We start from the raw sequence: 25394 nt of genomic DNA on the forward strand, positions 1-25394 counted from the left end.
TATACTTGTAATTGCATTTCTATGTATGTTTTATTTTGTATATGAAAAATTCAAAGCAAATTATACGCACTCGATTTGCACCGAGCCCTACTGGTTATCTTCACATCGGTGGTGCAAGAACAGCCTTGTTTTGTTGGCTGTTTGCAAAACAACACCAGGGAGTTTTTATTTTACGCATTGAAGATACCGATGTGAAGCGTTCAACTCAGAATTCTACCGATGCCATATTAGACAGCTTACAATGGTTAAACATTGGTTGGAAGGAAGGACCGTATTTTCAGTCCCAACGAATAGAACGTTATCGGGAAGTTGCATGGCATTTAGTAGACACGGGGCAAGCCTATCTATGTTATTGCTCTGAAGAAAGACTCATTCAGCTACGAAGTATGCAATTAAAAAATAAGAAAAAACCACGTTATGATAATTTTTGTCGAAATAAAAGTTACAATACTACAAGTAATCCTTTTGTGATTCGCTTTCGAAATCCTATTGAAGGATCAGTGGTTTTTAGTGACATGATTCGTGGAACTATTACCGTTTCAAATAGTGAATTAGATGACCTTATTATTGTGCGCGCTAATGGTGTACCAACTTACAATTTTACTGTAGTAGTAGATGATTGGGATATGAGAATTTCTCATGTAATCCGAGGTGATGATCACATCAATAATACACCTCGTCAAATTAATGTGTTTAAAGCATTAACTGCTGATATACCCAAGTATGCTCATGTTCCTATTATCTTAGGTTTAGATAAAAAACGCTTATCAAAACGACATGGGGCTTTAAGCGTTTTGCAGTACCGAGATGACGGTTATTTGTCGGATGCGTTAGTTAATTATCTAGTACGCTTAGGCTGGTCACATAATGATCAAGAAATATTTTCACGTGAGGAGATGATTAATCTGTTTGATATTAATGCTGTCAAACGTTCTCCATCTGTATTTAATCCAGAAAAGCTACTGTGGCTTAATCAATGCTACTTGAAGACTCAGAATCCTATGTTAATGGTGGACATGTTCGCTACGGAGCTAAAAAAATTCGGCATTAATTGTCGAAAAGGTCCTTTGTTAGAACAAGTGATCGGGCTGCAATCAGGACGTACTAAAACTTTAAAAGAGATGGCTGAGTGTAGTCAATACTTCTTTAAAGAAACAGTAACGATCGAATACGAATCGCAAACAATTAAAAAATATTTGTATCTAGAGATGATCCAGCCTTTACAATCAGTACGAGATCGATTAGCTATTTTGCACACTTGGGAGAAAGAGTTGATTTACCAGATAATTATTGATGTTGCAAAGGTTTATCAATTGCGGATAAATCAACTTTTTCAACCTATTCGTATAGCTATAACTGGAAACGTGGTATCCCCGCCAGTTGATGCTATTTTGCACTTAATCGGTCGAGATTTGGTACTTTACAGATTGGATTGCGTTATTAATTTTCTTAGATCTGCTGTTTATAAGGCACAATAAATTTTTTTATACAAATATTGGATTGTGAATAGTTCAGTGCATTTATTTCCTGTAGCAAGGTTATAGTTGCATCAAGGTTATTTTATAATAATAAGAAATTTTAGAAGTCTGCTGGCGTAGCTCAGTTTGGTAGAGCAACTGATTTGTAATCAGTCGGTCGTAGGTTCAAATCCTATCGCCAGCTTTTATACATACAAATGCTTAACACATAGTACGATGATAGATAAAAAGATAATGGATAAAGGGAAAATTTGGGAAACTATTATGTCACAGCCCTCTTTAACAGAGGGAGAAATACATGTTTGGAAAGTATTTTTAGATTGGCCTATCGAAGAAATCGAGAAAGGTGTGGTCGGTTTAACTGAAGAGGAAAAAACACGTGCACGGCGATTAGTGAATCAACAACATCGATGTTATTATATCGCATCTCATATAGCTTTACACGCTATCCTAGCTTTATATTTGCCATTAACACCGAGACCTTTACGATTTCGACGTAATAATTGCGGGAAGCCTTATTTATTAGAAAATTCTTCTTTGTATTTTAACCTTTCGCATTCCCATACAGTCGCCCTTTATATAATCGCAGTAAATCGAGAGGTTGGTATAGATGTTGAGTTAATAAGAAATAGGGCTTACATTGTGAACGTCAAAAGACGCTTTTTCCCAAATGTAACTAAGGACTGTGCTTGTAGTCATAGATTCTCGAAGTGGGATAATAAATGTTTAAAAAATTTTTACCACATATGGACTTTTAAAGAAGCTTACGCTAAGTTAACAGGGCAGAGCTTGTGGTTCTTAAAACTTTTTACAAAAAACATCAATATAGATGCAGAGAGTAAATTTTTTATTGATTTCGACAGTGGAAATTTGTGTATATCTAAAAAACGATGGATGGTATGTTCGGTGCCAACAAGTAAATTAGGTTATATAGCTGCTTTAGCGACTGAAAATCCTGTTAAAAAAATTCGTTATTTTGCTTGGTCCCCTGTTTTTTCAAAGTAAAGAAAAACCTCAATCGTGGTTTTTCTTTACTTTGACTGGAGTGTTGACATTCGCTGCCGTGTTGCGCATAATGCGATGCGCTTGTTTGGTGAAATTAGCTTCAAATACTAATTTATTGCCAACCTCCAAAAAATAAAGTAAAACCAAATATTGTTTCGATGCACTAGTCGTTTTGTACGCCTGCAGGTGGTTTAATTTTAAAGAGTTAAAAAAGTGCAAGGAAAAAGTTAATCGATAAAATATTCAAAAACATTAAGGAGGGGTTCCCGAGCGGACAAAGGGATCAGACTGTAAATCTGACGGCTATGCCTTCGTGGGTTCGAATCCTACCCCCTCCAGAACAAGACAAGGAAGGGGTAGAGGTTGCATTTGAAGGTTACATTGATGGATATTGTTGATAGGAACGTAATTGTGCCTTTCTTCTTGCAAGCGGGTGTAGTTCAATGGTAGAACCTCAGCCTTCCAAGCTGATAGTGTGGGTTCGATTCCCATCACCCGCTTTGTATGCCCACATAGCTTAGTTGGTAGAGCACTTCCTTGGTAAGGAAAAGGTCACCGGTTCAAATCCGGTTGTGGGCTGCGACAGAATTTCAAGGAAGAAGGCGTAATGGTGTTTTTAGGAGTTTTTATATATGTCTAAAGTAAGATTTATAAGAGAGAAACCGCATTTAAATGTGGGGACAATTGGTCACGTGGACCACGGTAAAACAACGTTAACAGCGGCATTGACTAAGGTGTTATCGGAAAGATTTGGAGGGGAGGCCCGGGCGTTTGATCAGATAGACAATGCTCCGGAAGAACGAGCACGAGGTATCACAATAGCAACCTCGCACGTGGAATACCAGAGTGACAGTCGCCATTATGCACACGTTGATTGTCCAGGTCACGCGGATTATGTAAAGAACATGATTACAGGAGCGGCTCAGATGGATGGAGCGATACTGGTAGTAAGTGCAGCGGATGGTCCAATGCCGCAAACACGAGAACACATTGTGTTAGCAAAACAAGTGGGAGTGCCTGCGATAGTGGTGTTTTTAAACAAAGGAGATATAGTAGACGATGAGGAATTGCTGGCATTGGTAGAAATGGAGGTAAGAGATTTATTGACCAGTTACGATTTTCCAGGAGACGAGACACCAGTTGTTACAGGTTCAGCGTTGAAAGCGTTAGAAGGGGACGGTGGAGCATTAGGTATTCCATCGGTATTGAAATTAGTACAGGTAATGGATGCGTATTTTAAAGACCCAAAACGCGAAAAAGACAAACCATTTCTTATGCCCATCGAGGACGTGTTTTCAATATCGGGACGAGGGACAGTAGTAACGGGACGTATTGAAAGAGGGATCGTTAAGGCAGGAGATGAAGTCGAGATTGTGGGAATTAAGACAACGGTTAAGACAACGTGCACGGGCGTAGAGATGTTCAGGAAATTATTGGACGAAGGCCAAGCGGGAGATAATGTTGGGGTGTTATTGAGAGGAACAAAGCGAGAAGAAGTTGAGCGCGGGCAAGTGCTGGCCCAACCGAAAACAATTACTCCACATACAACATTTGAAGCCGAAGTTTACGTCTTGTCAAAAGAGGAAGGGGGCCGGCATACACCTTTTGTAAAAGGTTACCGCCCACAATTTTATTTTCGCACAACAGACGTTACGGGAGAGGTCCTGCGTCTTCCGAAAGGGGTGGAAGTGGTAATGCCAGGAGACAATGTGACAGTGACGGTGCAATTGATAGCGCCAGTAGCAATGGACGAAGGGTTGCGATTTGCGGTCCGCGAAGGTGGGCGTACTGTTGGAGCTGGTGTCGTAACAAAGATTGTTGAATAACTCGAGTAAATAATTTTAAAGATAGATAAAGAGTCTAAGAAATCGGTAGTCATATGGCAATTAATAATAATCAACGCATTCGTATTCGATTGAAAGCATTCGATCATCGACTGATTGATCGGTCCACTCGAGCGATTGTAGAAACGGCAAGACGCACAGGCGCAATAATTAAAGGGCCCATTCCGTTGCCTACAAAGGTTGAACGCTACACAGTACTGATTTCTCCTCATGTGGATAAAGATGCTCGAGATCAGTATGAAATCCGGACGCACAAGCGGTTGGTGGACATTGTGCAACCGACTGATAAAACAGTTGTATATAAAAAATAAAGGCCAGTAGCTCAAGTCGGTAGAGCAGCGGTCTCCAAAACCGCAGATTGTGGGTTCGATTCCCTCCTGGCCTGTCCTATAAACTTTAGGTTAATAAAAAAATGTGCTATAAAATAACTAAATCGTGTTTTGATACTCTAAAATGGATTCTAGTTGCGATTTTAATTGCGGTGTGGATAATAGTTAATTTTTACCGTTACCATACGGTTTTGTTGATTCGTGCTGCTGTTGAAGGAATTCTTTTTGTTTTAGTATTGTTAATTGCTGTGCAAACTCGAAAAGGCCGAGAGGTTTGGGGTTTTGTGAAAGATGCTCGCATGGAATTACGTAAAGTGATTTGGCCAACTCGCCAGGAAACTATTCGAGTTACTATGGTAGTCGTCGCTATGGTTGTAGTAACAGCACTTGTTTTATGGAGTCTCGATAGTTTTTTTATGTGGGTTATCGCCTGGATAACTGCATGAAAGGAAGTAAAAACTTAAATTAAATAAGATATAGAGGATAATTGATGACCGAATGGAAGAAACGTTGGTACATTCTTCACACATATTCAAATCACGAACACTATGTTGTTAAGGTATTGAACGAACGTATTCAAAGAGAGGGATTGGAAAATTATTTCGGTGAAATTGTTATACCAACCGAAGAAGTAATAGAGATGCGAGCGGGGCGTAAGCGGAAAAGTCAACGCAAGTTTTTTCCAGGTTACATTTTGGTACGAATGATAATGAACGATAAGACGCTGCTTTTAGTACGAAACGTTCCAAAGGTATTGCGTTTCATTGGTACTGAGCGGCCAGCACTTATCAGTGATGAAGAAGTAGAAAAGATTTTAAAACGCGTCGAAGAAGGTGAAACTAAACCAAGACCCAAAATTCTTTTTGAATCGGGTGAAGTAATAAGAATTATCGCAGGACCTTTTGCCGACTTTAATGGAGTTGTAGAGGATGTTAATTACGAGAAAAGTCGTCTTCGAGTTTCAGTAAGTATTTTTGGACGTTCTACTCCAGTAGAATTAGAATTCGGGCAGGTAGCGAAAGGTTAAGATTTTTTAGAGGGAGTTTATCGTGTGAAAAAAATAAAAGGGTACGTTCGTCTACAGATAAAAGCAGGAGAAGCAAATCCAAGTCCGCCAGTTGGTCCTGCTTTAGGACAACATGGGGTTAATATCGTTGAGTTCTGTAAAACATTTAACGCAGAGACACAAAACCTTGAGAAGGGCTTGCTTGTTCCTGTGATTGTTGCGGTATACGCTGATCGTAGTTTTTCCTTTGTTATAAAAACACCCCCTACTGCAGTTTTACTAAAAAAAATAGTTTTGCAAGGAAAGAATGGTAGTGCTCGTCCTAATATAGAGAAAGTGGGGAAAATAACATATGCACAGCTGACAGAAATCGCTAAAATAAAAATGCCTGATCTTACTGCGGCTAATATACAGTCTGCTACGCGTACAATTGCTGGAACTGCGCGCAGTATGGGTATTGATGTAGAAGAAACGCGGATAAAATAATGTCAAAACTCACAAAAAGACGAAAATTGGTAATAAGAAGTGTGCAATTTAAAAGAGCGTATCCTGTATTAGAGGCTATTACACTAGCTAAAGTTTGTTCAACCGTTAAATTTAGAGAAAGTCTTGACGTTGCTGTTAATCTTTGTCCCGATTTTCGACAATCAGGACAAATAGTGCTCGGATCAACTGTTCTGCCTCACGGAATTGGTCGAAATATTCGAGTAGCTGTCTTTGCTTGTCAAGACGATGAAAACAAAGCGAGAAGAGCTGGGGCTGATATTGTAGGAACGGAAGCATTAACTGAACAAATTTTATCTGGAAATATTGATTTTGATTTGATGATTGCTACTCCAGAGACAATGCAGATGGTTGGAAAATTAGGTAGGATTTTGGGGCCTCGTGGATTAATGCCTAATCCTAAAGATGGTACGGTGACTACCGATATAACGACGGCAGTGAAGAGAGCTAAACAAGGACAAGTACGTTACCGTTCTGACAAGAACGGTATTATTCACTGTTCTATTGGAAAAGTTGACTTTACAGAGAATGCGTTGGAAGAAAATTTGTCAGTTTTACTATCTGACATTAAGGCAAAATGCATTCAACGATCTAATAAAGCGTTTTATTTAAAGAAATTAACTTTGTCAACTACAATGGGTCCCGGTATTGCGATAGAGTTAACTACATTAAAATTTTTTTAATGAAAGTAAATGAAAAGATCAGAGCGAAAAGTAAAAAGGCATGTGAAGGCATGTGGCGGTATAAATCAGAGAGAGCATTACGCACACCTAATTTTAAGTAAATAGTTGGAAGTTCTGCGGGTTTCTATATAGCACAATCTTAATAAAACTTAGAGAAAAGAGAGAATGGCTTTAAATATTACACAAAAAAGAAGAGTTGTTGCGGATCTATCAAAAATTATTCGTCAATCAGTTTCAGTGATAGCTGTTAATTACCGTGGATTGACAGTACCAGAAATATCCGAATTACGTAAAATAATTCGTAATTCTGGAGTGGTTATGAAAGTATGCCGTAATACTCTTGCGTATCGTGCGTTCAAAGGGACACCGTATTCTTGTCTTGATACAATATTAACTGGTCCTACCGCGCTGTTTTTCTCACAAAAAGAACCGGGTGACGCTGCACGTTTAATTGAAACATTCATCAAAGAACATGAACATCTTCAAGTAAAAGCGTTGACATTAGGAAAGGAGTTATTGTTACCAACGGATTTTAATATTTTTGCTCGAATGCCCTCACGTAAGGAGGCTTTGATCCAATTATCGGTTGTTTCTTTAGCTATAGTGATTAAATTTATTTGTATGCTTAAAGAGCCGATAATACGGGTTATGCATGTGGTTACAACGATACAGGAGAAAAAAGCGAGCGGAGAAAAAAGGGATAGTAGTATAATTTAAAAAAATTCTAAATGGGGGTAACTAATTAATGAGTCAAATGAAGAAAACAGATATTTTAGAAGCAATATCGAATATGAGTGTAATGGATGTTGTTGATTTAGTTAAAATGATGGAAGAGAAATTTGGAATTTCTGCTCAAGAAATGGTAGCTGTTCCAAAGTCCATTCCATGCGAGACTGTAACAGCTGCGATAGAGGAGAAAACTGAATTTGATGTGAAAATAATCAATTTTGGCGAAAATAAGATTGGGGTTATTAAAGTAGTACGTAGTATTACCGGACTTGGTTTGAAAGAAGCTAAAGACCTTGTAGAATCCGTTCCAAGCCTTATTAAAGGTGGAATTAGTAGAGAAGAAGCTGATAAAATTAAAAAGGAGCTCGAAGAAGTTGGAGCTACAGTTGCGCTTCAATGACAACTGAAAATCCATAGTTGACAATATGTATACTTTTTTACTGAAACGCATTTTTCTTAGTAGCTACTAAACATGAACTAAAAAATGGCGGAAATTTTATATGGAAAAAAACGATGCAAACGGTAGGGTGGTGATATTTAGGTTTGAGGTATGTGGCGCATGACGCAATCAAATGTTGAAAATGTTGAAGATGAAAATACAACCGTAGTTTCTTATGCTGAAAAACTGCGTGCACGAATCAACTTAGGCAAACGCGAAGTTGAAGTATTAAAAACTCCTTATCTATTAGCAACACAAATAGAATTTTATCGTGCCTTCTTACAAAAAGATGTTGCTCCTGAATATCGAAAAAATACTGGCCTTCATGCTGCATTTAAATCTGTTTTTCCTATCTCTAGTTATTCTGGTTATGCGGAATTAGTTTATGTTAGTTATAGTCTAGGCGAAGGACCTATTTTTGATGTAGAAGAGTGTAAATTACGAGGTTTAACCTATGCAGCACCTTTAAAAGTGAATATGCGATTACTGATCTATGACAAAAATACATTCACGGGAAAAAAAGTCATTAGGGATATCAAAGAACAAGAAGTGTATATGGGTGAGATTCCATTAATGACGGAGACAGGAAGTCTCATAATAAATGGTACTGAGCGTGTGGTTGTATCTCAATTGCATCGTTCTCCAGGGGTGTTTTTTGAACACGATAAAGGTAAAACTCATTCTTCTGGAAAATTGTTATACTCAGCGCGTATTATTCCCTATCGCGGTTCGTGGTTGGATTTTGAATTTGACTACAAAGACTGCTTATTTATGAGAATAGATCGACGTCGAAAGTTGCCAGCAACAGTGATTTTAAAAGCGTTAGATTACAGTGATGAAGAGATTCTTGATATGTTCTATAAAGCTAACGTTTTCCATTTGAATAAGACAAATGTCGTTTTAGAATTAATACCTAAGCGGTTACGAGGCGAATTGGCAACAATGGTGATAAAAGATAAAAAAGGGGAAATAATTGTTAAGCCCGGTAGGCGAATTTCAGCTCGACATGTTCGATTGATTGAACAGTCTGGGATCAATAAATTAGAATTGCTTGATGAGTATTTGTATGGAAAAGTTATTAGTAAAGCTATTTGTAATAAAGAAACTGGATTGATGATTGCCAGAGCAAATGAAGTTATTACAGAAGATTTATTAAAAAAATTACGGACTCAAAATGTTGACTTACTACATACATTGTACATCAATGAAATTGAATGCGGACCTTATATTTCTGATACTTTACGATTGGATAATACAACAAATCAACTAGAAGCCTTAGTCGAAATTTATCATATTATGCGTCCCGGCGAACCACCGACAAAAGAAGCTGCTGAAAGTTTATTTGAGAGTTTATTCTTTTCGCCAGAACGTTATGATTTATCCGCGGTAGGAAGAATGAAATTCAACCGACGAGTCGGACGAAGAGAATTGACAGGACCATGGACTTTATCTAAAAAAGATATTATGGATGTATTGCGGGTCCTTGTTGAGATTCGAGATGGGAAAGGCGATGTAGATGATATTGACCATTTGGGAAATCGTCGTATTCGTAGTGTGGGTGAGATGGCTGAGAATCAATTTCGAATTGGTTTAGTACGTGTTGAAAGAGCAGTAAAAGATAGATTAAGTTTAGCAGATATTGAAACGTTAGTTCCTCAAGATTTAGTCAATGCAAAACCTGTATCGGCGGCGATTAAGGAATTCTTTGGTTCGAGTCAATTATCGCAATTTATGGACCAAAATAACCCATTGTCTGAGATAACACATAAACGTCGGATATCTGCTTTAGGTCCAGGAGGGCTAACCAGAGAAAGAGCGGGTTTCGAAGTGCGGGATGTGCATCCTACCCACTATGGGCGTGTTTGTCCTATAGAAACTCCAGAAGGGCCAAATATTGGTTTAATTAACTCATTAGCAATATTTGCTCGGGCAAACGAATACGGTTTTTTAGAAACACCTTATCGCAAAGTGACTGGCGGAATAGTCACTAATAAAATTAAATATTTGTCAGCTATCGAGGAAGGCGATTACTATATTGCACAGGCAAATACTAACGTTGATCAAGATGGTCGTATGACAGATGAATTAATTTCGTGTCGCTATAAAGGTGAATTTACTCTTACTGTACCAGAGAAAGTACACTATATAGATGTTTCGCCGAGACAAATCGTTTCTGTTGCCGCTGCCTTAATTCCTTTTTTAGAACATGATGATGCCAATAGGGCGTTAATGGGTTCTAATATGCAACGACAGGCGGTGCCTACAATTAGACCAGAGGCACCTTTGGTGGGAACTGGAATGGAACGAACTGTAGCTATAGATTCTGGGGTAACGGTGGTTGCTAAGCGCAGTGGGATCGTGGATTTCGTTGACGCTTCACGCATTGTAATTCGAACAAATGCAGGGGAGGTGGATGTAAATGATATTGGAGTTGATATTTATAATTTAACTAAATTTGCTCGATCTAATCAAAACACTTGTATTAATCAACATCCTATTGTGGAAGTAGGGGATTTTATACGAAAAGGGGATGTATTGGCTGATGGACCGTCTACTGATATTGGTGAATTAGCGCTGGGGCAGAATTTACTAGTGGCTTTTATGCCTTGGAATGGTTACAATTTTGAAGATTCCATTTTGATTTCTGAACGATTAGTAGAAGAAGATCGATTTACTACAATTCATATTCAGGAATTTACTTGTGTCGCTCGCGATACTAAATTAGGCCCAGAAGAAGTTACAGCAGATATTCCAAATATTGGAGAAAATGCGCTAGCAAAACTGGATGAATCTGGCATTGTGTATATTGGAGCTGAAGTCAATCCGGGTGATATTTTAATAGGTAAAGTAACCCCTAAAAGCGAAACTCAACTTACGCCAGAGGAAAAATTGCTGAGAGCAATTTTTGGTGAAAAAGCTTCGGATGTAAAAGATACGTCTTTGCGCGTTACTCCTGGAGTCACTGGAACTGTTATTGATGTTCGTATTTTTACTCGTGAAGGTGTAAAAAAAGATAAGCGTGCATTGGAGATTGAAAAGTCAGAGCTCTCAAAAATAGAAAAAGATTTAAACGATCGATTTCGTATCCGAGAAGATGCTTTGTTTGAAAATTTAGAAAGGCTGCTTATTAATCAAACATTGTTATCTGTGGAAGCACTTAAATTAAAGCAAGATACCAGGATTAATAGAGCTTATTTGAAAAAATTACCAAGACAGCAATGGTTTGACATCCGATTACACGACAACAACGTAATGCAACAGCTTCAGGTTGTGTACGAACACTACAAGGAATTGCACAAAGTACGAGATCAAAAACTTAAAGATTTTCATCAAAAATTGACCCAAGGTGGAGATTTAGCGCCAGGTGTTATTAAAATAGTAAAAGTTTACTTGGCGGTGAAGCGCCGTATTCAACCAGGCGACAAAATGGCGGGGCGTCATGGAAATAAAGGGGTGATTTCCACTATTATTCCGGTTGAAGATATGCCTTATCTAGAAGATGGAACGCCAGTAGATATTGTGCTTAATCCTTTAGGGGTTCCTTCTCGGATGAACATTGGTCAGGTATTAGAAACCCATTTAGGATGGGCTGCGAAAAGCTTGGGTGTTAAAATAGGTGAATTGATTGACCAAGGTCGTGATGTAAAACAATTACGTAAAACTCTTAAGTCTATTTATGATTTCAGTAAAGCTCAGAAATTTAATATGGAGATTTTAAATGATAAAGAAGTTATGACTCTAGCAAAAAATTTAAGAAGAGGCGTTCCCATGTCATCGCCTGTATTTGATGGCGCTACAGAAGAAGAAATAAAATGTTTGCTAAAAATGACGAATCTCCCTGTTTCTGGGCAAACTGATTTATATGATGGACGCACTGGGCAAAAATTTGATCGAGCAATCACTGTAGGTTATATGTATATGCTAAAGCTTAACCATTTAGTTGATGATAAGATACATGCTCGTTCTACAGGTTCTTATAGTCTTGTTACTCAGCAACCTCTAGGAGGTAAGGCCCAATTTGGAGGACAACGATTTGGAGAAATGGAAGTGTGGGCATTAGAAGCTTATGGTGCAGCTTATACTCTTCAAGAGATGTTAACTGTGAAATCCGATGATGTGACTGGGCGCACTCGTATGTATAAAAATATTGTTGATGGTGACCATCGAATGAGCGCTGGTATGCCGGAATCTTTTAACGTACTAATAAAAGAAATTCGTTCATTAGCTATTGATATTAATTTAGAAAACGATTAATACCGGTCCAGGAGAACTATATTGAGAGATCTATTAAAAAGATTAAAAAGTGAAAAACATATAACCGAATTCGACGCACTTCGTATCAGGCTAGCGTCTCCAGAAGAAATCCGCTCTTGGTCGTACGGGGAAGTAAAAAAACCAGAGACTATTAATTATAGAACTTTTAAACCTGAACGTGATGGTTTGTTCTGTGCTAAAATTTTTGGTCCCATTAAAGATTACGAATGTTTGTGTGGAAAATATAAACGTCTTAAACATCGTGGTGTAATCTGTGAGAAATGCGGCGTAGAAGTTACCCTAGCTAAAGTTCGGCGAGATAGAATGGGTCATATTGAATTGGCTTCCCCAGTAGCTCACATTTGGTACCTTAAATCGTTACCGTCACGTATTGGTTTATTGCTTGATATGACTTTGCGTGACATTGAGCGTATTCTTTACTTTGAAACATATGTAGTAATAAATCCTGGAATGACTGCACTGGATCAAAATCAATTACTCTCAGAAGAAGCATATCTTGATGCATTGGAGGAACATGGTAATGAATTTACAGCACTGATGGGCGCGGAAGCTATTCAGAAACTGTTACGAGATATAGATGTTTCTGAAGAAGTAAAAACACTGCGTTCAAAAATATCAGTCGCTACCTCGGAAACGAAAATAAAAAAATTCATTAAGCGACTCAAAGTCTTAAGTGCATTCTTGGAATCTGGAAATAAACCGGAGTGGATGATATTGACTGTGTTACCTGTTTTGCCCCCGGATTTGCGACCTTTGGTGCCATTGGATGGCGGGCGTTTTGCTACTTCAGATTTAAATGACTTGTATCGTCGGGTAATTAATCGAAATAACAGACTAAAACGTCTTTTAGATCTTAATGCACCGGATATTATCGTTCGTAACGAAAAACGGATGTTGCAAGAAGCAGTAGATGCTTTATTAGATAATGGTCGTCGTGGGCGAGCTATTTTAGGCTCTAATCGTCGACCATTAAAGTCTTTAGCAGATATGATTAAAGGAAAATCTGGACGTTTTCGTCAAAATTTGCTTGGTAAACGAGTGGATTATTCTGGTCGTTCCGTTATTGTAGTAGGGCCAACTTTAAAACTTCATCAAGCGGGTCTACCAAAGAAAATGGCATTAGAGTTATTTAAACCTTTTATCTTTAGCAAATTACAACGAGGAGGGTTGGCAACTACTATTAAAGCAGCTAAAAAGATGGTGGAAAGCGAAGTACCGGAGGTGTGGGATATTCTTGAAGAAGTTATTCGAGAACACCCTATTTTATTAAACAGAGCCCCGACTTTACATCGTTTAGGTATTCAAGCATTTGATCCAGTATTGGTGGAAGGGAAAGCAATACAGTTACATCCACTTGTATGTACAGCTTATAACGCGGATTTCGATGGAGATCAAATGGCTGTACATGTCCCGCTGACTTTGGAATCGCAATTGGAAGCGCGGTCTTTGATGATGTCTACTAACAATGTTTTACATCCAGCGAACGGTGAGCCAATTATTGTACCCACTCATGACGTAATACTGGGGCTTTATTATATCACACGAGATCGTGTGAATGCAAAAGGTGAAGGTATGCGGTTTTCAGATGTAGATGAGGCGGTGCGTGCTTATGAGAATGGGTATACGGATTTACACGCACGTATTATTGTTCGGATAAAAGAGAGTCTTTTAAATAGAACAGGAGAGGGTATGGAGGAAAGTGAACGTTTGGTTGCCACTGTTATAGGACGTGTTTTGTTATGGAAGATTGTTCCTAAAGGATTATCTTTTACATTGGTTAATCAGCCAATGACTAAAAAAGCGGTAACGCAATTATTGGATATCTGTTATCGGAATTTAGGGTTAGAGACTACTGTCACTTTTTCGGATAACTTAATGTATATGGGTTTCCGCTATGCAACTTCTTCTGGTATTTCTATAGGTATAAACGACCTTTTAGTACCTGATGAAAAAGCAAAAATTATTTCTCAAGCTGAAGAAGAGATTCAAGAAATGCAAAAACAATATGCTTCTGGATTAGTAACATACGGTGAGCATCGTAATAAAGTAATTGATATCTGGTCTCGCACTAATGACCAGGTCGCTAAAGCAATGATGGAAAAGATTGCTGTAGAAAAAGTAACAGGCACTCAAGGCGAAGAAATAACCCAAAGCTCTTTTAATTCCATTTATATGATGTCTGATTCTGGCGCTAGAGGTTCTGCAGCACAAATCCGTCAACTGGCTGGAATGAGAGGTCTAATGGCAAAACCAGATGGTACTATTATTGAAACACCTATTACTGCCAATTTTCGCGAGGGATTAAACGTTTTGCAATATTTTATTTCCACTCATGGTGCTCGTAAAGGTTTAGCTGATACTGCTTTAAAAACAGCGAATTCAGGATATTTAACTAGACGGCTTGTGGATGTTGCTCAAGATTTAGTTGTTACTGAATACAACTGTGATACTAACCATGGTATTGAAATAATGCCGCATATTGAAGGAGGTGATGTGGTGGAACCTCTGCGAGAACGAGTCTTAGGGCGAGTCTTGGCAAAATCGATTATAGATTCTAAATCTGGAAAAGAATTGATAACTAGGGATACTCTTTTAGATGAGAAATTGGTTAATTTACTAGAAGAACATGGTGTAGATCGTGTTATAGTCCGCTCAGCAATTACTTGTGAGACAGCATACGGTATTTGCTCGATGTGTTATGGACGTGATCTAGCCCGTGGACATATGGTGAATGTAGGAGAAGCCGTTGGTGTAGTGGCCGCTCAATCAATTGGTGAGCCAGGCACTCAATTAACTATGCGTACATTTCATATGGGAGGAGCTGCTTCTCGAGCAACCGCTATTAACAGCATTGAAGTAAAATCTTCTGGGAAAATTAAGTTGCGTAATTTAAAGATTGTAGAACAAATTAGCGGTAGTTTAGTAGCAATTTCTCGCTCAGGAGAATTAGTAGTGCAAGATCCTAAAGGAGGAGGGGAGCGTGAGCACTATAAAGTTCCTTATGGCGCAACTATTAATGTACGCAATGGTGACTTTGTAAAGGCTGGACAGATGGTAGCTCAATGGGATCCTCATACTCATCCTATTATTACAGAGGTAGCAGGAAACTTACATTTTGTTGATTTAGTGGATGGTATAACTATGAATCGACAAACTGATGAACTGACAGGTCTGAGTAGTATTGTAGTAACTTCTACTAGACAACGCACCGTTAGTGGTAAAGAACTTCGACCTATGGTTAAGCTTGTGGATGAAAATGACAATAGTATATTTTTATCAAGTGGTAAAATTCCGGCGCACTATTTCTTACCGGAAGGTACCATTCTTACTAAAGAGGACGGTTCTGTAGTCCAAATTGGTGACGTGTTGGCACGTATCCCTCAAGAAACTTCAAAGACCAGGGACATTACCGGAGGACTGCCGCGTGTAGCTGATCTTTTTGAAGCTCGTCGACCGAAAGATGCCGCTGTTTTAGCAGAAATTTCTGGAATAGTAAGTTTTGGTAAAGACACTAAAGATAAAGATCGTTTAATTATTACTACTCTGGACGGAAGTACCACTCACGAAGAGCTTATTCCTAAATGGCGCCATGTGAATGTTTTTGAAGGTGAAACAGTAGAAAAGGGTGAAGTAATTGCTGAGGGCCCTCCAGATGCTCACGATATTCTACGTTTACTGGGAGTAAATGCAATGGCGAATTATATTGTTAATGAAGTACAAGAAGTTTATCGATTGCAAGGAGTAAAAATTAATGATAAACATATCGAAGTAATCGTCCGCCAAATGTTACGAAAAGTAAAGATTGTTGACCCAGGTGAAACAGCATTTCTGCAAAATGAGCAGGTAGAGCAGCCCCTCGCTCGAGAAGAAAATAAAAAAATTATGAAAAAACATGGACAGATAGCAAAACTAGAACCAGTGTTATTAGGAATCACGAAAGCTTCTTTAGCTACTGAGTCCTTTATTTCGGCCGCGTCTTTTCAAGAAACAACGCGTGTATTAACAGCTGCTTCTGTGAGCGGAAAGCGTGATGATTTACGGGGTCTAAAAGAGAACGTAATTGTCGGGAGACTCATTCCTGCTGGAACAGGATTTAGTTATCATCAGGAACGTCGGTATTGTAGAGAAAAAAATGAAAGCTCATCAGAAGGGATACTAACTGAGAAGTCACGGCCCTCTGTTTCGCATAAAGACGAACGAGGGATAACAGTCAGTGAAGCAGAAGAGGCTTTAAGCGCAGCTTTCAAATTAAAAAACTAAAAGTATGGTACGGCTTTAAGGATTTCTATGGTTTAGAATTTGTGATTTTCTAAAATATAAAAGGACTTGTGCTTATATTATACAAATTTACGGATACATCCATCTATAAAGAGCGTTGATTTTGATAGTCAATGTACTTGACAAGGGGTGTTGTCTTTATTTAGAATCCCTGTCCTCTGCCTTGTTAAGGAGAGGGGGTTTGTGTTGCTTAAATCTGAGGATTGAGAAGAGAATTTAAATGTCTAGGATTAATCAGTTAGTAAGGAAACCACGTCGTGCACGAGTAAAGAAAAGTGATGTTCCTGCATTAGTGGGTTGTCCTCAAAAACGAGGTGTATGCATACGAGTGTATACCATCACTCCTAAAAAGCCTAATTCGGCTTTAAGAAAAGTAGCCCGTGTGCGCGTTACCAATGGCGCAGAGGTTACTGCTTATATAGGAGGAGAAGGTCACAATTTACAAGAACACTCGGTAGTTTTAATTCGAGGTGGTCGTGTAAAAGACTTGCCTGGTGTGCGTTATCACATTATTCGTGGCAGTTTAGATACAGCAAGCGTTTTAGGAAGGCGGCGCGGTCGTTCTAAGTATGGTGCAAAAAAACCGAAAGAGTAAGTAAAATGGGGAAAAATTAGGTGGCACGAAGAAAATCGGCGTCTAGACGGGAAGTTTTGCCGGATCCGCTCTTCTGTAGTGAGCTTTTGGCTAAGTTCATAAATGCTGTCATGCGACATGGGAAGAAGTCAGTAGCGGAGGGTATTGTCTATGGGGCTCTTGGTGTAGTAATAAGAAAACAAGAGCATACTAGCAGTAGTAAAGGGTACTCTGTAAAAGAAAAGAACAATGACTCTAGTAGAGAACACGAAAACAGTGAAAAAAGTGGTTGGCTTAATGAAGAAATACGCTTTGCAGCTCTTGGTGTATTTAAGAAAGCTTTGGACAATGTGATGCCAAGCGTGGAAGTAAAATCACGTCGAGTGGGTGGATCTACGTATCAAATTCCTGTGGAAATACGGGCGGTACGACGCCAAGCTCTAGCGATGCGTTGGTTAAGTAAATGTGCAAAAGCAAGAAATGAAAAAACAATGACTCTACGTTTAGCGAATGAAATTTTAGATGCTGTGGAGCAACGTGGTGGGTCAATAAAAAAAAAGGAAGATATGCATCGCATGGCTAAAGCAAATCAAGCATTTGCACACTATCGGTGGTAAAGGAAGAAGGAAGATCGTGAATGACGACTAGAGCAATCCCATTAGAACATACACGTAACATAGGTATTATGGCGCATATTGATGCGGGCAAGACTACAACTACTGAACGTATCCTTTACTATACAGGTGTATCTCACAAAATGGGGGAGGTGCACGAAGGAAATGCCGTAATGGATTGGATGGAACAAGAACAGGAACGTGGTATCACTATTACTTCAGCCGCTACTACGTGTTTTTGGATGGGTATGGATCAACAATATGCAAAGCACCGAATTAATATTATTGATACACCCGGGCATGTTGATTTCACAATTGAAGTTGAGCGTTCTTTGCGAGTACTTGATGGAGCCATCGCTATTTTTTGTTCAGTAGGAGGAGTTGAACCGCAAAGTGAAACTGTTTGGCGACAAGCTAATCGTTACGGTGTTCCGCGTTTAGGATTTGTGAACAAGATGGATCGAACAGGAGCTGATTTTCTACGCGTGGTACAACAAGTGAGAGATCGTCTACAGTCCAATCCAGTACCCATTCAGCTTCCTGTTGGTTCAGAAGAAAATTTCCAAGGCATTATTGATTTAGTGCAAATGAAAGCTATCTATTGGAATGAATTGGATAGAGGGCGTACTTATACTTTATCGGATTTACCCAAAAACATGAAGTCAACAGCCCAAGAATGGCGTGAAAGAATGGTAGAAGCTGCAGCTGAATCTTCTGAAAAATTAATGGAAAAGTACTTAGAAATTGGTGATCTTTCTGAGAAAGAAGTGTTAGAAGGACTGCGTCGGCGAACTCTTGCTAACGAAATCGTACCAATGCTATGTGGAAGTGCTTTTAAGAATAAAGGAGTGCAAGCCTTATTAGATGCTGTGGTTGACTATTTACCTGCACCTACTGATATACCTGATATTCGAGGTGAAGAAGCAGACGGTTCAGAAGGTTCTCGTGCAGCTTCTGACGAATCTTCTTTTTCGGCGTTGGCTTTTAAAATTGCCTCTGATCCTTTTGTTGGAACACTAACTTTTTTTCGCGTATATTCTGGTGTACTTAGATCAGGTGATTCAGTTTATAATCCTGTCAAGCGTAAAAAAGAACGTGTTGGTCGTCTTTTGCGTATGCATTCTAACGCTCGAGAAGAGATTGGAACAGTATATGCAGGTGATATTGCTGCTGCAGTGGGTTTGAAAAACGTTACCACTGGGGATACGCTCTGCGATCAACGTCAAATTATCACTCTTGAAAAGATAGAATTTCCAGAGCCTGTGATTTCTGTGTCTATTGAACCAAAAACTAAGGCTGATCAAGAAAAAATGGGGGTAGCTTTAGGAAAGTTAGCTCAGGAAGATCCTTCATTTCGAGTGCATACTGACAAAGAATCTGGACAGACCATTATTGAAGGTATGGGTGAGTTGCATCTAGAAATTATCGTAGACCGAATGCGTCGAGAATTTAATGTTACTGCGAATGTTGGAAAACCTTGTGTAGCTTATCGAGAAGCCATTCGAAGAACGGTGGAACAAGAGGGAAAATATATACGTCAAACTGGTGGTCGAGGACAATACGGGCATGTATGGCTTCGTATCGAACCAAAAGAACCGGGTTCTGGTTTTGAATTTGTAAATGAAATTATAGGAGGTGCAGTACCTAAAGAGTATATACCGGCTGTGGAAAAAGGTGTAAAAGAGCAGATGGAAAACGGAGTAATTGCTGGGTATCCTATAGTAGATGTTAAAGTGGCTATTTTTGATGGTTCCTATCACGACGTTGACTCTAGCGAAATGGCATTTAAAATCGCTAGTTCGTTGTGTTTTAGAAATGGAGCCGCTAAGGCAGACCCTACATTACTTGAACCAATTATGAAAATAGAGGTTGTTACTCCAGAGGAGTATATGGGCGATATTGTTGGTGATCTTAATCGGCGTCGAGGTGTAATTCAAGGTATAGGTGATAATGCATCTGGTAAGGGCGTTAATGCTGAAGTACCTTTAGCAGAAATGTTTGGTTATGCGACTGCACTGCGTTCACTCAGTCAAGGACGTGCAATTTATACAATGGAGTTTTTGAAATATGCCGAAGTTCCTGCAAATGTTGCTGCAGCAATTATTAAACAACCAAATTAAGGTCACCGGTTCAAATCCGGTTGTGGGCTGCGACAGAATTTCAAGGAAGAAGGCGTAATGGTGTTTTTAGGAGTTTTTATATATGTCTAAAGTAAGATTTATAAGAGAGAAACCGCATTTAAATGTGGGGACAATTGGTCACGTGGACCACGGTAAAACAACGTTAACAGCGGCATTGACTAAGGTGTTATCGGAAAGATTTGGAGGGGAGGCCCGGGCGTTTGATCAGATAGACAATGCTCCGGAAGAACGAGCACGAGGTATCACAATAGCAACCTCGCACGTGGAATACCAGAGTGACAGTCGCCATTATGCACACGTTGATTGTCCAGGTCACGCGGATTATGTAAAGAACATGATTACAGGAGCGGCTCAGATGGATGGAGCGATACTGGTAGTAAGTGCAGCGGATGGTCCAATGCCGCAAACACGAGAACACATTGTGTTAGCAAAACAAGTGGGAGTGCCTGCGATAGTGGTGTTTTTAAACAAAGGAGATATAGTAGACGATGAGGAATTGCTGGCATTGGTAGAAATGGAGGTAAGAGATTTATTGACCAGTTACGATTTTCCAGGAGACGAGACACCAGTTGTTACAGGTTCAGCGTTGAAAGCGTTAGAAGGGGACGGTGGAGCATTAGGTATTCCATCGGTATTGAAATTAGTACAGGTAATGGATGCGTATTTTAAAGACCCAAAACGCGAAAAAGACAAACCATTTCTTATGCCCATCGAGGACGTGTTTTCAATATCGGGACGAGGGACAGTAGTAACGGGACGTATTGAAAGAGGGATCGTTAAGGCAGGAGATGAAGTCGAGATTGTGGGAATTAAGACAACGGTTAAGACAACGTGCACGGGCGTAGAGATGTTCAGGAAATTATTGGACGAAGGCCAAGCGGGAGATAATGTTGGGGTGTTATTGAGAGGAACAAAGCGAGAAGAAGTTGAGCGCGGGCAAGTGCTGGCCCAACCGAAAACAATTACTCCACATACAACATTTGAAGCCGAAGTTTACGTCTTGTCAAAAGAGGAAGGGGGCCGGCATACACCTTTTGTAAAAGGTTACCGCCCACAATTTTATTTTCGCACAACAGACGTTACGGGAGAGGTCCTGCGTCTTCCGAAAGGGGTGGAAGTGGTAATGCCAGGAGACAATGTGACAGTGACGGTGCAATTGATAGCGCCAGTAGCAATGGACGAAGGGTTGCGATTTGCGGTCCGCGAAGGTGGGCGTACTGTTGGAGCTGGTGTCGTAACAAAGATTGTTGAATAACTCGAGTAAATAATTTTAAAGATAGATAAAGAGTCTAAGAAATCGGTAGTCATATGGCAATTAATAATAATCAACGCATTCGTATTCGATTGAAAGCATTCGATCATCGACTGATTGATCGGTCCACTCGAGCGATTGTAGAAACGGCAAGACGCACAGGCGCAATAATTAAAGGGCCCATTCCGTTGCCTACAAAGGTTGAACGCTACACAGTACTGATTTCTCCTCATGTGGATAAAGATGCTCGAGATCAGTATGAAATCCGGACGCACAAGCGGTTGGTGGACATTGTGCAACCGACTGATAAAACAGTTGATGCTTTGATGAAGTTAGATTTAGCTTCCGGAGTAGATGTTCAAATAAGTGTTGATCGTAATTCATCTAGCAAAAGATAACAGTATTTTTTTGTTTGTTGATTTTGATAATAAAATGATGTTATTGGGTATGTGATTTTTTAGAGTGGTGATTGTTTATGTCTATTGGTTTAATTGGCCGTAAATGCGGAATGACTCGTCTTTTTATGGATGTGGGAGTTGTGATCCCTGTCACTGTAATAGAGACATTTTCTAATCGCATTACTCAAATAAAGACAGTAAGTGTTGATGGTTATTGTGCTATACAAATAGCAGCCTGTGGAAAGAAACCTTTTGTTCGTCTTAGCAAAGCAATAGTAGGACATTATGCAAAAAGCGGAGTAGAAGCCGGAAAGACAATGCATGAATTTCGTGTAACTTCTGATGAATTGGTTAAAGCTAAGCTAGGTGATGAGATCGAGGTTAGTATATTTAAGGAAGGACAAATTGTTGACGTACGTGGTTTAACTCGCGGTAAAGGTTTTGCCGGCACGGTAAAGCGTCATAATTTTAGAACTCAAGATGCCACCCATGGGAATTCGTTATCTCATCGTGTGCCAGGTTCTATGGGTCAATGTCAAACTCCTGGGCGTGTATGGAAAGGAAAAAAGATGTCCGGTCATATGGGAAATGTTTACTGTACTATACAAAATCAAGAAATTGTCAAAGTGGATGTTAAAAGGCAACTTCTTTTAATTAAAGGAGCCGTACCGGGTGCTCCTGGTAAAGAAGTAATTGTCACACAATCAATTAAGAAGGGAAAAAAGAGGTAGGATTAATGGATCTCTCCGTGTATTCATCCGAAAGAAAGGAAGTAAATAGAATATGCGTATCTGACGCTATATTTGGAGCGGAATTTAAGGAAAGTTTGGTGCATCAGGTAGTTACTGCTTATTTAGCCGGTGCAAGAGCAGGCACTAAGGCACAAAAGACACGCGGTAAGGTTCGTGGTGGAGGAACTAAACCTTGGAGGCAAAAAGGGACTGGTCGAGCGCGAGTAGGCAGTATTCGAAGTCCGTTGTGGCGAGGAGGAGGTGTAACTTTTGCGGCAGCGCCTCGTGATTTTTCGCAAAAGGTAAATCGAAAAATGTATCGGCGATCGATGGTTTCTATTTTTTCCGAATTAATTCGACAAAATCGTTTTGTTGTAATAGAAACTTTACAATTACAGGAACCAAAGACTCGTGAGTTATTACAGAAGGTTCTGTTGAAAAAGTCCGATGTAAAAAAAGTTTTAATCGTTCTTGATGAGTACAATCGCAATGTAGAATTGGCTGCACGAAATGTTCGTGGTATTACAACTTTGAATGTTATGCGAATGGATCCTATTAGTCTTATTGCTGCAGAAGAAGTGTTAATCACAGTAGGAGCTGTTAAAAATATTGAGTCAAGGTTGCAAATACTATGAATCAGGCAAGGTTACTGGAAGTTCTTATTACTCCTCGTGTATCGGAAAAAAGTGCTTTAGTGATGGGTCAATATGTGTTTGAAGTATCTCCTGACGCAATAAAATCTGAAATTAGAGCGGCGGTAGAAAGACAATTTAATGTCACAGTTAAAGCAGTACGCATTTGCAACGTTAAAGGGAAGGTTACACGGTTTCGACAAATACGAGGTCGGCATAGAAATTGGAAAAAAGCTTATGTTACACTCGTATCGGGTGATGAAGTTGATATTACATCTGGTGACAAGGGTATGAAATGACTTTAGTAAGAAAAAAACCTACATCTCCTGGGCGACGTTTTGTTGTTAAAGTGGTTCACCCTAATTTGCATAAGGGTGAACCGTATAAACCGTTGTTGCAGGGAAAGAAACGTATTAGCTGTCGTAATAACAAAGGGCGTATTACTGTGCGTCATCGCGGTGGTGGGCATAAGCGCCGTTATAGAATCATCGATTTTAAATATGATAAAGAGGGTAAAGGTATTGTAGAGCGATTAGAATATGATCCAAACCGTACTGCCCATATTGCCCTAGTTTTGTTCTCAGACGGAGAACGTCGATATTTTGTAGCCCCGAAGGGTCTGTATAAAGGTTCACAGATAAACATAGGAGAAAATGCACCGATTAGTATAGGAAATTGCTTACCATTGCAACACATTCCCTTAGGAGCTACAATTTATAATCTCGAAGTAAAACCGGGAAAGGGAGCTCAACTTATTCGCAGTGCAGGAACTTCTGCTCAACTGATGGCAAAAGAAGGAATGTATGCTATTGTTCGCATGCGTTCCGGCGAGGTAAGAAAAGTTCTATCCAGCTGTCGTGCTTGTATTGGAGAAGTATCTAACTCAGAGCATAATTTATGTTCGTTAGGTAAAGCAGGTGCTAAACGTTGGCGCGGTCGACGTCCCACTGTGCGCGGTGTAGCTATGAACCCAGTAGATCATCCTCATGGTGGGGGTGAGGGTAAGACTTCTGGAGGTCGTCATCCAGTCTCTCCTACTGGAAAATCGACGAAGGGATACAAGACACGCCGTAATAAATACTCATCTAATATGATTGTTTGTGATCGACGAAAAAAGAAATAAAGGAGAAGGAGTCAGTTTGTGCCAAGATCAACAGCTAAGGGTCCATTTGTAAGATATCATCTTTTAAAAAAAGTGAAGGAAGTGCAACAAAAGGGGGGTAACAAACGATCCCTTAAGACTTGGTCGCGTTGTTCCATGGTAATTCCGGAAATGATAGGATTAACCATTTCGGTACACAATGGTCGTCAGCACGTACCGATTTATATTTCAGAAAATATGGTGGGACATAAATTGGGAGAATTTGCTATAACCCGTACCTTTAAGGTACATTCAGGTGACCGTAAAGCGAAAAAGGAAAATTAACGTGGAAGTTAGTGCGAGATTAAAATACGCGCGTACTTCGGCGCAAAAGACGAGGCTTTTAGCTAATCAGATTCGAGGTTTATCCGCTGAACGGGCGGTGCGTTTGCTGTATTTTAGCAGTAAAAAGGCCGCTTCTATTATAAGAAAAGTTTTGTGTTCAGCCATTGCTAATGCTGCACATAATCATGGAATTAATATAAATGAATTAACAGTGTCAACACTGTTAATTGACGAAGGGCCTGTGGCACGGCGATTTCGTGCCAGAGCTCGTGGGCGCACTAATCAAATTTTAAAACGCACTTGTCATATTACTGTAAAAGTATCACGTTCTAACACAGAGAGGAAAATTCGTAGTGGGTCAAAAAGTTAATCCCATAGGTATGCGGCTTGGTATTGTAAAAAATTGGACATCTAACTGGTATGCGGGAAAAAAAGATTTCTCCAGTCGTTTGAATGATGATTTACAAGTGCGTCAGTTATTAGAAGATCGTTTAAAAAGTGCATCTGTTAGTCGTATTCAGATTGAACGGCCAGCCCGTAACGCTAAAATTTTAATTTATTCTTCACGACCTGGTGTGATTATAGGTAAAAAAGGTGAAGAAATTGAAGCGCTGCGTTTGGAAATAGCAAAAGTGATGAAAGTTCCTGTTCATATTACTATTGAAGAAATACGAAAACCTGAATTAGATGCTAAATTGGTTGCAGAACACGTTGCGCAACAATTAGAACGTCGCATTATGTTTCGGAGAGTTATGAAACGCGCTATACAAAACACCATGCGTCAAGGTGCGTTAGGCGTTAAAATAAGTGTAAGCGGACGTTTAAGCGGATCTGAAATCGCTCGTACCGAGTGGTATCGAGAAGGACGAGTTCCTTTGCATACGTTTCGTGCTGATATCGATTATGCAACAGCTACAGCAAAAACTACTTATGGAACGATTGGGGTAAAAATATGGATTTTTAAAGGGGAAATTCATTCACCGAAAGCTCATCGATTCTTGACTGAAAAATCCATTACAAAACAAGTAATTGAAAAAGCAAAAGGAGAAAATTAGT

At 39.5% G+C, this 25394-nt stretch carries 24 protein-coding genes and 5 tRNA genes; all 29 read left to right on the plus strand.

Going from position 1 to position 25394, the window contains the following annotated elements:
* Window positions 1-41: 41 nt before the first annotated feature.
* A complete protein-coding gene (gene gltX, locus Z664_RS01475; protein ID WP_039669932.1) occupies window positions 42-1478 on the plus strand; it encodes a glutamate--tRNA ligase in 1437 nt (478 codons plus the stop codon).
* 110 nt (window positions 1479-1588) lie between these two features.
* Window positions 1589-1662 (plus strand) — tRNA-Thr (locus tag Z664_RS01480).
* Between the two features lie 32 nt (window positions 1663-1694).
* Window positions 1695-2483 (plus strand): 4'-phosphopantetheinyl transferase family protein, encoded by a 789-nt coding sequence (locus Z664_RS01485; RefSeq protein ID WP_039669933.1) that lies wholly within the window; start codon window positions 1695-1697, stop codon window positions 2481-2483.
* Window positions 2484-2739: 256 nt separating this feature from the next.
* Window positions 2740-2821, plus strand: a tRNA-Tyr gene (locus Z664_RS01490).
* Between the two features lie 91 nt (window positions 2822-2912).
* Window positions 2913-2983, plus strand: a tRNA-Gly gene (locus tag Z664_RS01495).
* Between the two features lie 6 nt (window positions 2984-2989).
* Window positions 2990-3062: transfer RNA gene (locus Z664_RS01500), tRNA-Thr, on the plus strand.
* Window positions 3063-3115: 53 nt separating this feature from the next.
* Complete coding sequence (tuf, locus tag Z664_RS01505; RefSeq protein ID WP_039669934.1) at window positions 3116-4309, plus strand: elongation factor Tu; 1194 nt, start codon at window positions 3116-3118, stop codon at window positions 4307-4309.
* Window positions 4310-4368: 59 nt separating this feature from the next.
* On the plus strand, window positions 4369-4638 hold the full coding sequence (rpsJ, locus tag Z664_RS01510; protein ID WP_439895520.1) for a 30S ribosomal protein S10: 270 nt from the start codon (window positions 4369-4371) through the stop codon (window positions 4636-4638).
* Window positions 4639-4712 (plus strand) — tRNA-Trp (locus Z664_RS01515). It abuts the gene before it with no gap.
* 27 nt (window positions 4713-4739) lie between these two features.
* A complete protein-coding gene (secE, locus tag Z664_RS01520) occupies window positions 4740-5102 on the plus strand; it encodes a preprotein translocase subunit SecE (protein ID WP_039669935.1) in 363 nt (120 codons plus the stop codon).
* A 44-nt stretch (window positions 5103-5146) separates the two neighbouring features.
* Window positions 5147-5683, plus strand: a complete 537-nt coding sequence (gene nusG / locus Z664_RS01525) for a transcription termination/antitermination protein NusG (protein ID WP_039669936.1) — start codon at window positions 5147-5149, stop codon at window positions 5681-5683.
* Between the two features lie 24 nt (window positions 5684-5707).
* Window positions 5708-6148 (plus strand): 50S ribosomal protein L11, encoded by a 441-nt coding sequence (gene rplK, locus Z664_RS01530; RefSeq protein ID WP_039669937.1) that lies wholly within the window; start codon window positions 5708-5710, stop codon window positions 6146-6148.
* On the plus strand, window positions 6148-6849 hold the full coding sequence (gene rplA / locus Z664_RS01535) for a 50S ribosomal protein L1 (RefSeq protein ID WP_039669938.1): 702 nt from the start codon (window positions 6148-6150) through the stop codon (window positions 6847-6849). The genes rplK and rplA overlap by 1 nt, the downstream gene beginning before the upstream one ends.
* Window positions 6850-7014: 165 nt before the next feature.
* Entirely contained in the window at window positions 7015-7566 is a 552-nt protein-coding gene (rplJ, locus tag Z664_RS01540) for a 50S ribosomal protein L10 (RefSeq protein WP_039669939.1), read from the plus strand.
* A 28-nt stretch (window positions 7567-7594) separates the two neighbouring features.
* A complete protein-coding gene (gene rplL / locus Z664_RS01545) occupies window positions 7595-7978 on the plus strand; it encodes a 50S ribosomal protein L7/L12 (protein WP_039669940.1) in 384 nt (127 codons plus the stop codon).
* A 159-nt stretch (window positions 7979-8137) separates the two neighbouring features.
* On the plus strand, window positions 8138-12271 hold the full coding sequence (rpoB, locus tag Z664_RS01550) for a DNA-directed RNA polymerase subunit beta (RefSeq protein ID WP_052246373.1): 4134 nt from the start codon (window positions 8138-8140) through the stop codon (window positions 12269-12271).
* Window positions 12272-12292: 21 nt separating this feature from the next.
* A complete protein-coding gene (gene rpoC / locus Z664_RS01555) occupies window positions 12293-16552 on the plus strand; it encodes a DNA-directed RNA polymerase subunit beta' (protein WP_039669941.1) in 4260 nt (1419 codons plus the stop codon).
* A gap of 238 nt (window positions 16553-16790) precedes the next feature.
* Window positions 16791-17165 (plus strand): 30S ribosomal protein S12, encoded by a 375-nt coding sequence (gene rpsL / locus Z664_RS01560; protein ID WP_039669942.1) that lies wholly within the window; start codon window positions 16791-16793, stop codon window positions 17163-17165.
* A gap of 20 nt (window positions 17166-17185) precedes the next feature.
* Window positions 17186-17761, plus strand: coding sequence for a 30S ribosomal protein S7 (gene rpsG / locus Z664_RS01565; RefSeq protein WP_039669943.1), 576 nt, complete (start codon window positions 17186-17188; stop codon window positions 17759-17761).
* 20 nt (window positions 17762-17781) lie between these two features.
* Entirely contained in the window at window positions 17782-19878 is a 2097-nt protein-coding gene (fusA, locus tag Z664_RS01570) for an elongation factor G (protein ID WP_039669944.1), read from the plus strand.
* An 82-nt stretch (window positions 19879-19960) separates the two neighbouring features.
* On the plus strand, window positions 19961-21154 hold the full coding sequence (gene tuf, locus Z664_RS01575) for an elongation factor Tu (protein WP_039669934.1): 1194 nt from the start codon (window positions 19961-19963) through the stop codon (window positions 21152-21154).
* A gap of 59 nt (window positions 21155-21213) precedes the next feature.
* The gene (rpsJ, locus tag Z664_RS01580) at window positions 21214-21549 is read left to right on the plus strand and encodes a 30S ribosomal protein S10 (protein ID WP_439895521.1); all 336 of its coding nucleotides are present in this window, start codon (window positions 21214-21216) and stop codon (window positions 21547-21549) included.
* A gap of 77 nt (window positions 21550-21626) precedes the next feature.
* Window positions 21627-22280: a 50S ribosomal protein L3 gene (gene rplC / locus Z664_RS01585; RefSeq protein ID WP_039669946.1), complete on the plus strand. Its 654-nt coding sequence runs from the start codon at window positions 21627-21629 to the stop codon at window positions 22278-22280.
* Window positions 22281-22285: 5 nt separating this feature from the next.
* Entirely contained in the window at window positions 22286-22915 is a 630-nt protein-coding gene (gene rplD / locus Z664_RS01590) for a 50S ribosomal protein L4 (protein ID WP_039669947.1), read from the plus strand.
* On the plus strand, window positions 22912-23211 hold the full coding sequence (rplW, locus tag Z664_RS01595; protein ID WP_039669948.1) for a 50S ribosomal protein L23: 300 nt from the start codon (window positions 22912-22914) through the stop codon (window positions 23209-23211). The genes rplD and rplW overlap by 4 nt, the downstream gene beginning before the upstream one ends.
* Window positions 23208-24035: a 50S ribosomal protein L2 gene (gene rplB / locus Z664_RS01600; RefSeq protein WP_039669949.1), complete on the plus strand. Its 828-nt coding sequence runs from the start codon at window positions 23208-23210 to the stop codon at window positions 24033-24035. Before rplW ends, rplB begins: the two co-directional genes overlap by 4 nt.
* 18 nt (window positions 24036-24053) lie before the next feature.
* A complete protein-coding gene (gene rpsS, locus Z664_RS01605) occupies window positions 24054-24338 on the plus strand; it encodes a 30S ribosomal protein S19 (protein ID WP_039669950.1) in 285 nt (94 codons plus the stop codon).
* Between the two features lies 1 nt (window position 24339).
* On the plus strand, window positions 24340-24708 hold the full coding sequence (gene rplV, locus Z664_RS01610) for a 50S ribosomal protein L22 (protein ID WP_039669951.1): 369 nt from the start codon (window positions 24340-24342) through the stop codon (window positions 24706-24708).
* Window positions 24692-25393: a 30S ribosomal protein S3 gene (gene rpsC / locus Z664_RS01615; protein WP_039669952.1), complete on the plus strand. Its 702-nt coding sequence runs from the start codon at window positions 24692-24694 to the stop codon at window positions 25391-25393. The genes rplV and rpsC overlap by 17 nt, the downstream gene beginning before the upstream one ends.
* Window position 25394 lies beyond the last annotated feature (1 nt).

The organism is Coxiella endosymbiont of Amblyomma americanum (genome assembly GCF_000815025.1).
Classification (GTDB): Bacteria; Pseudomonadota; Gammaproteobacteria; order Coxiellales; family Coxiellaceae; genus Coxiella.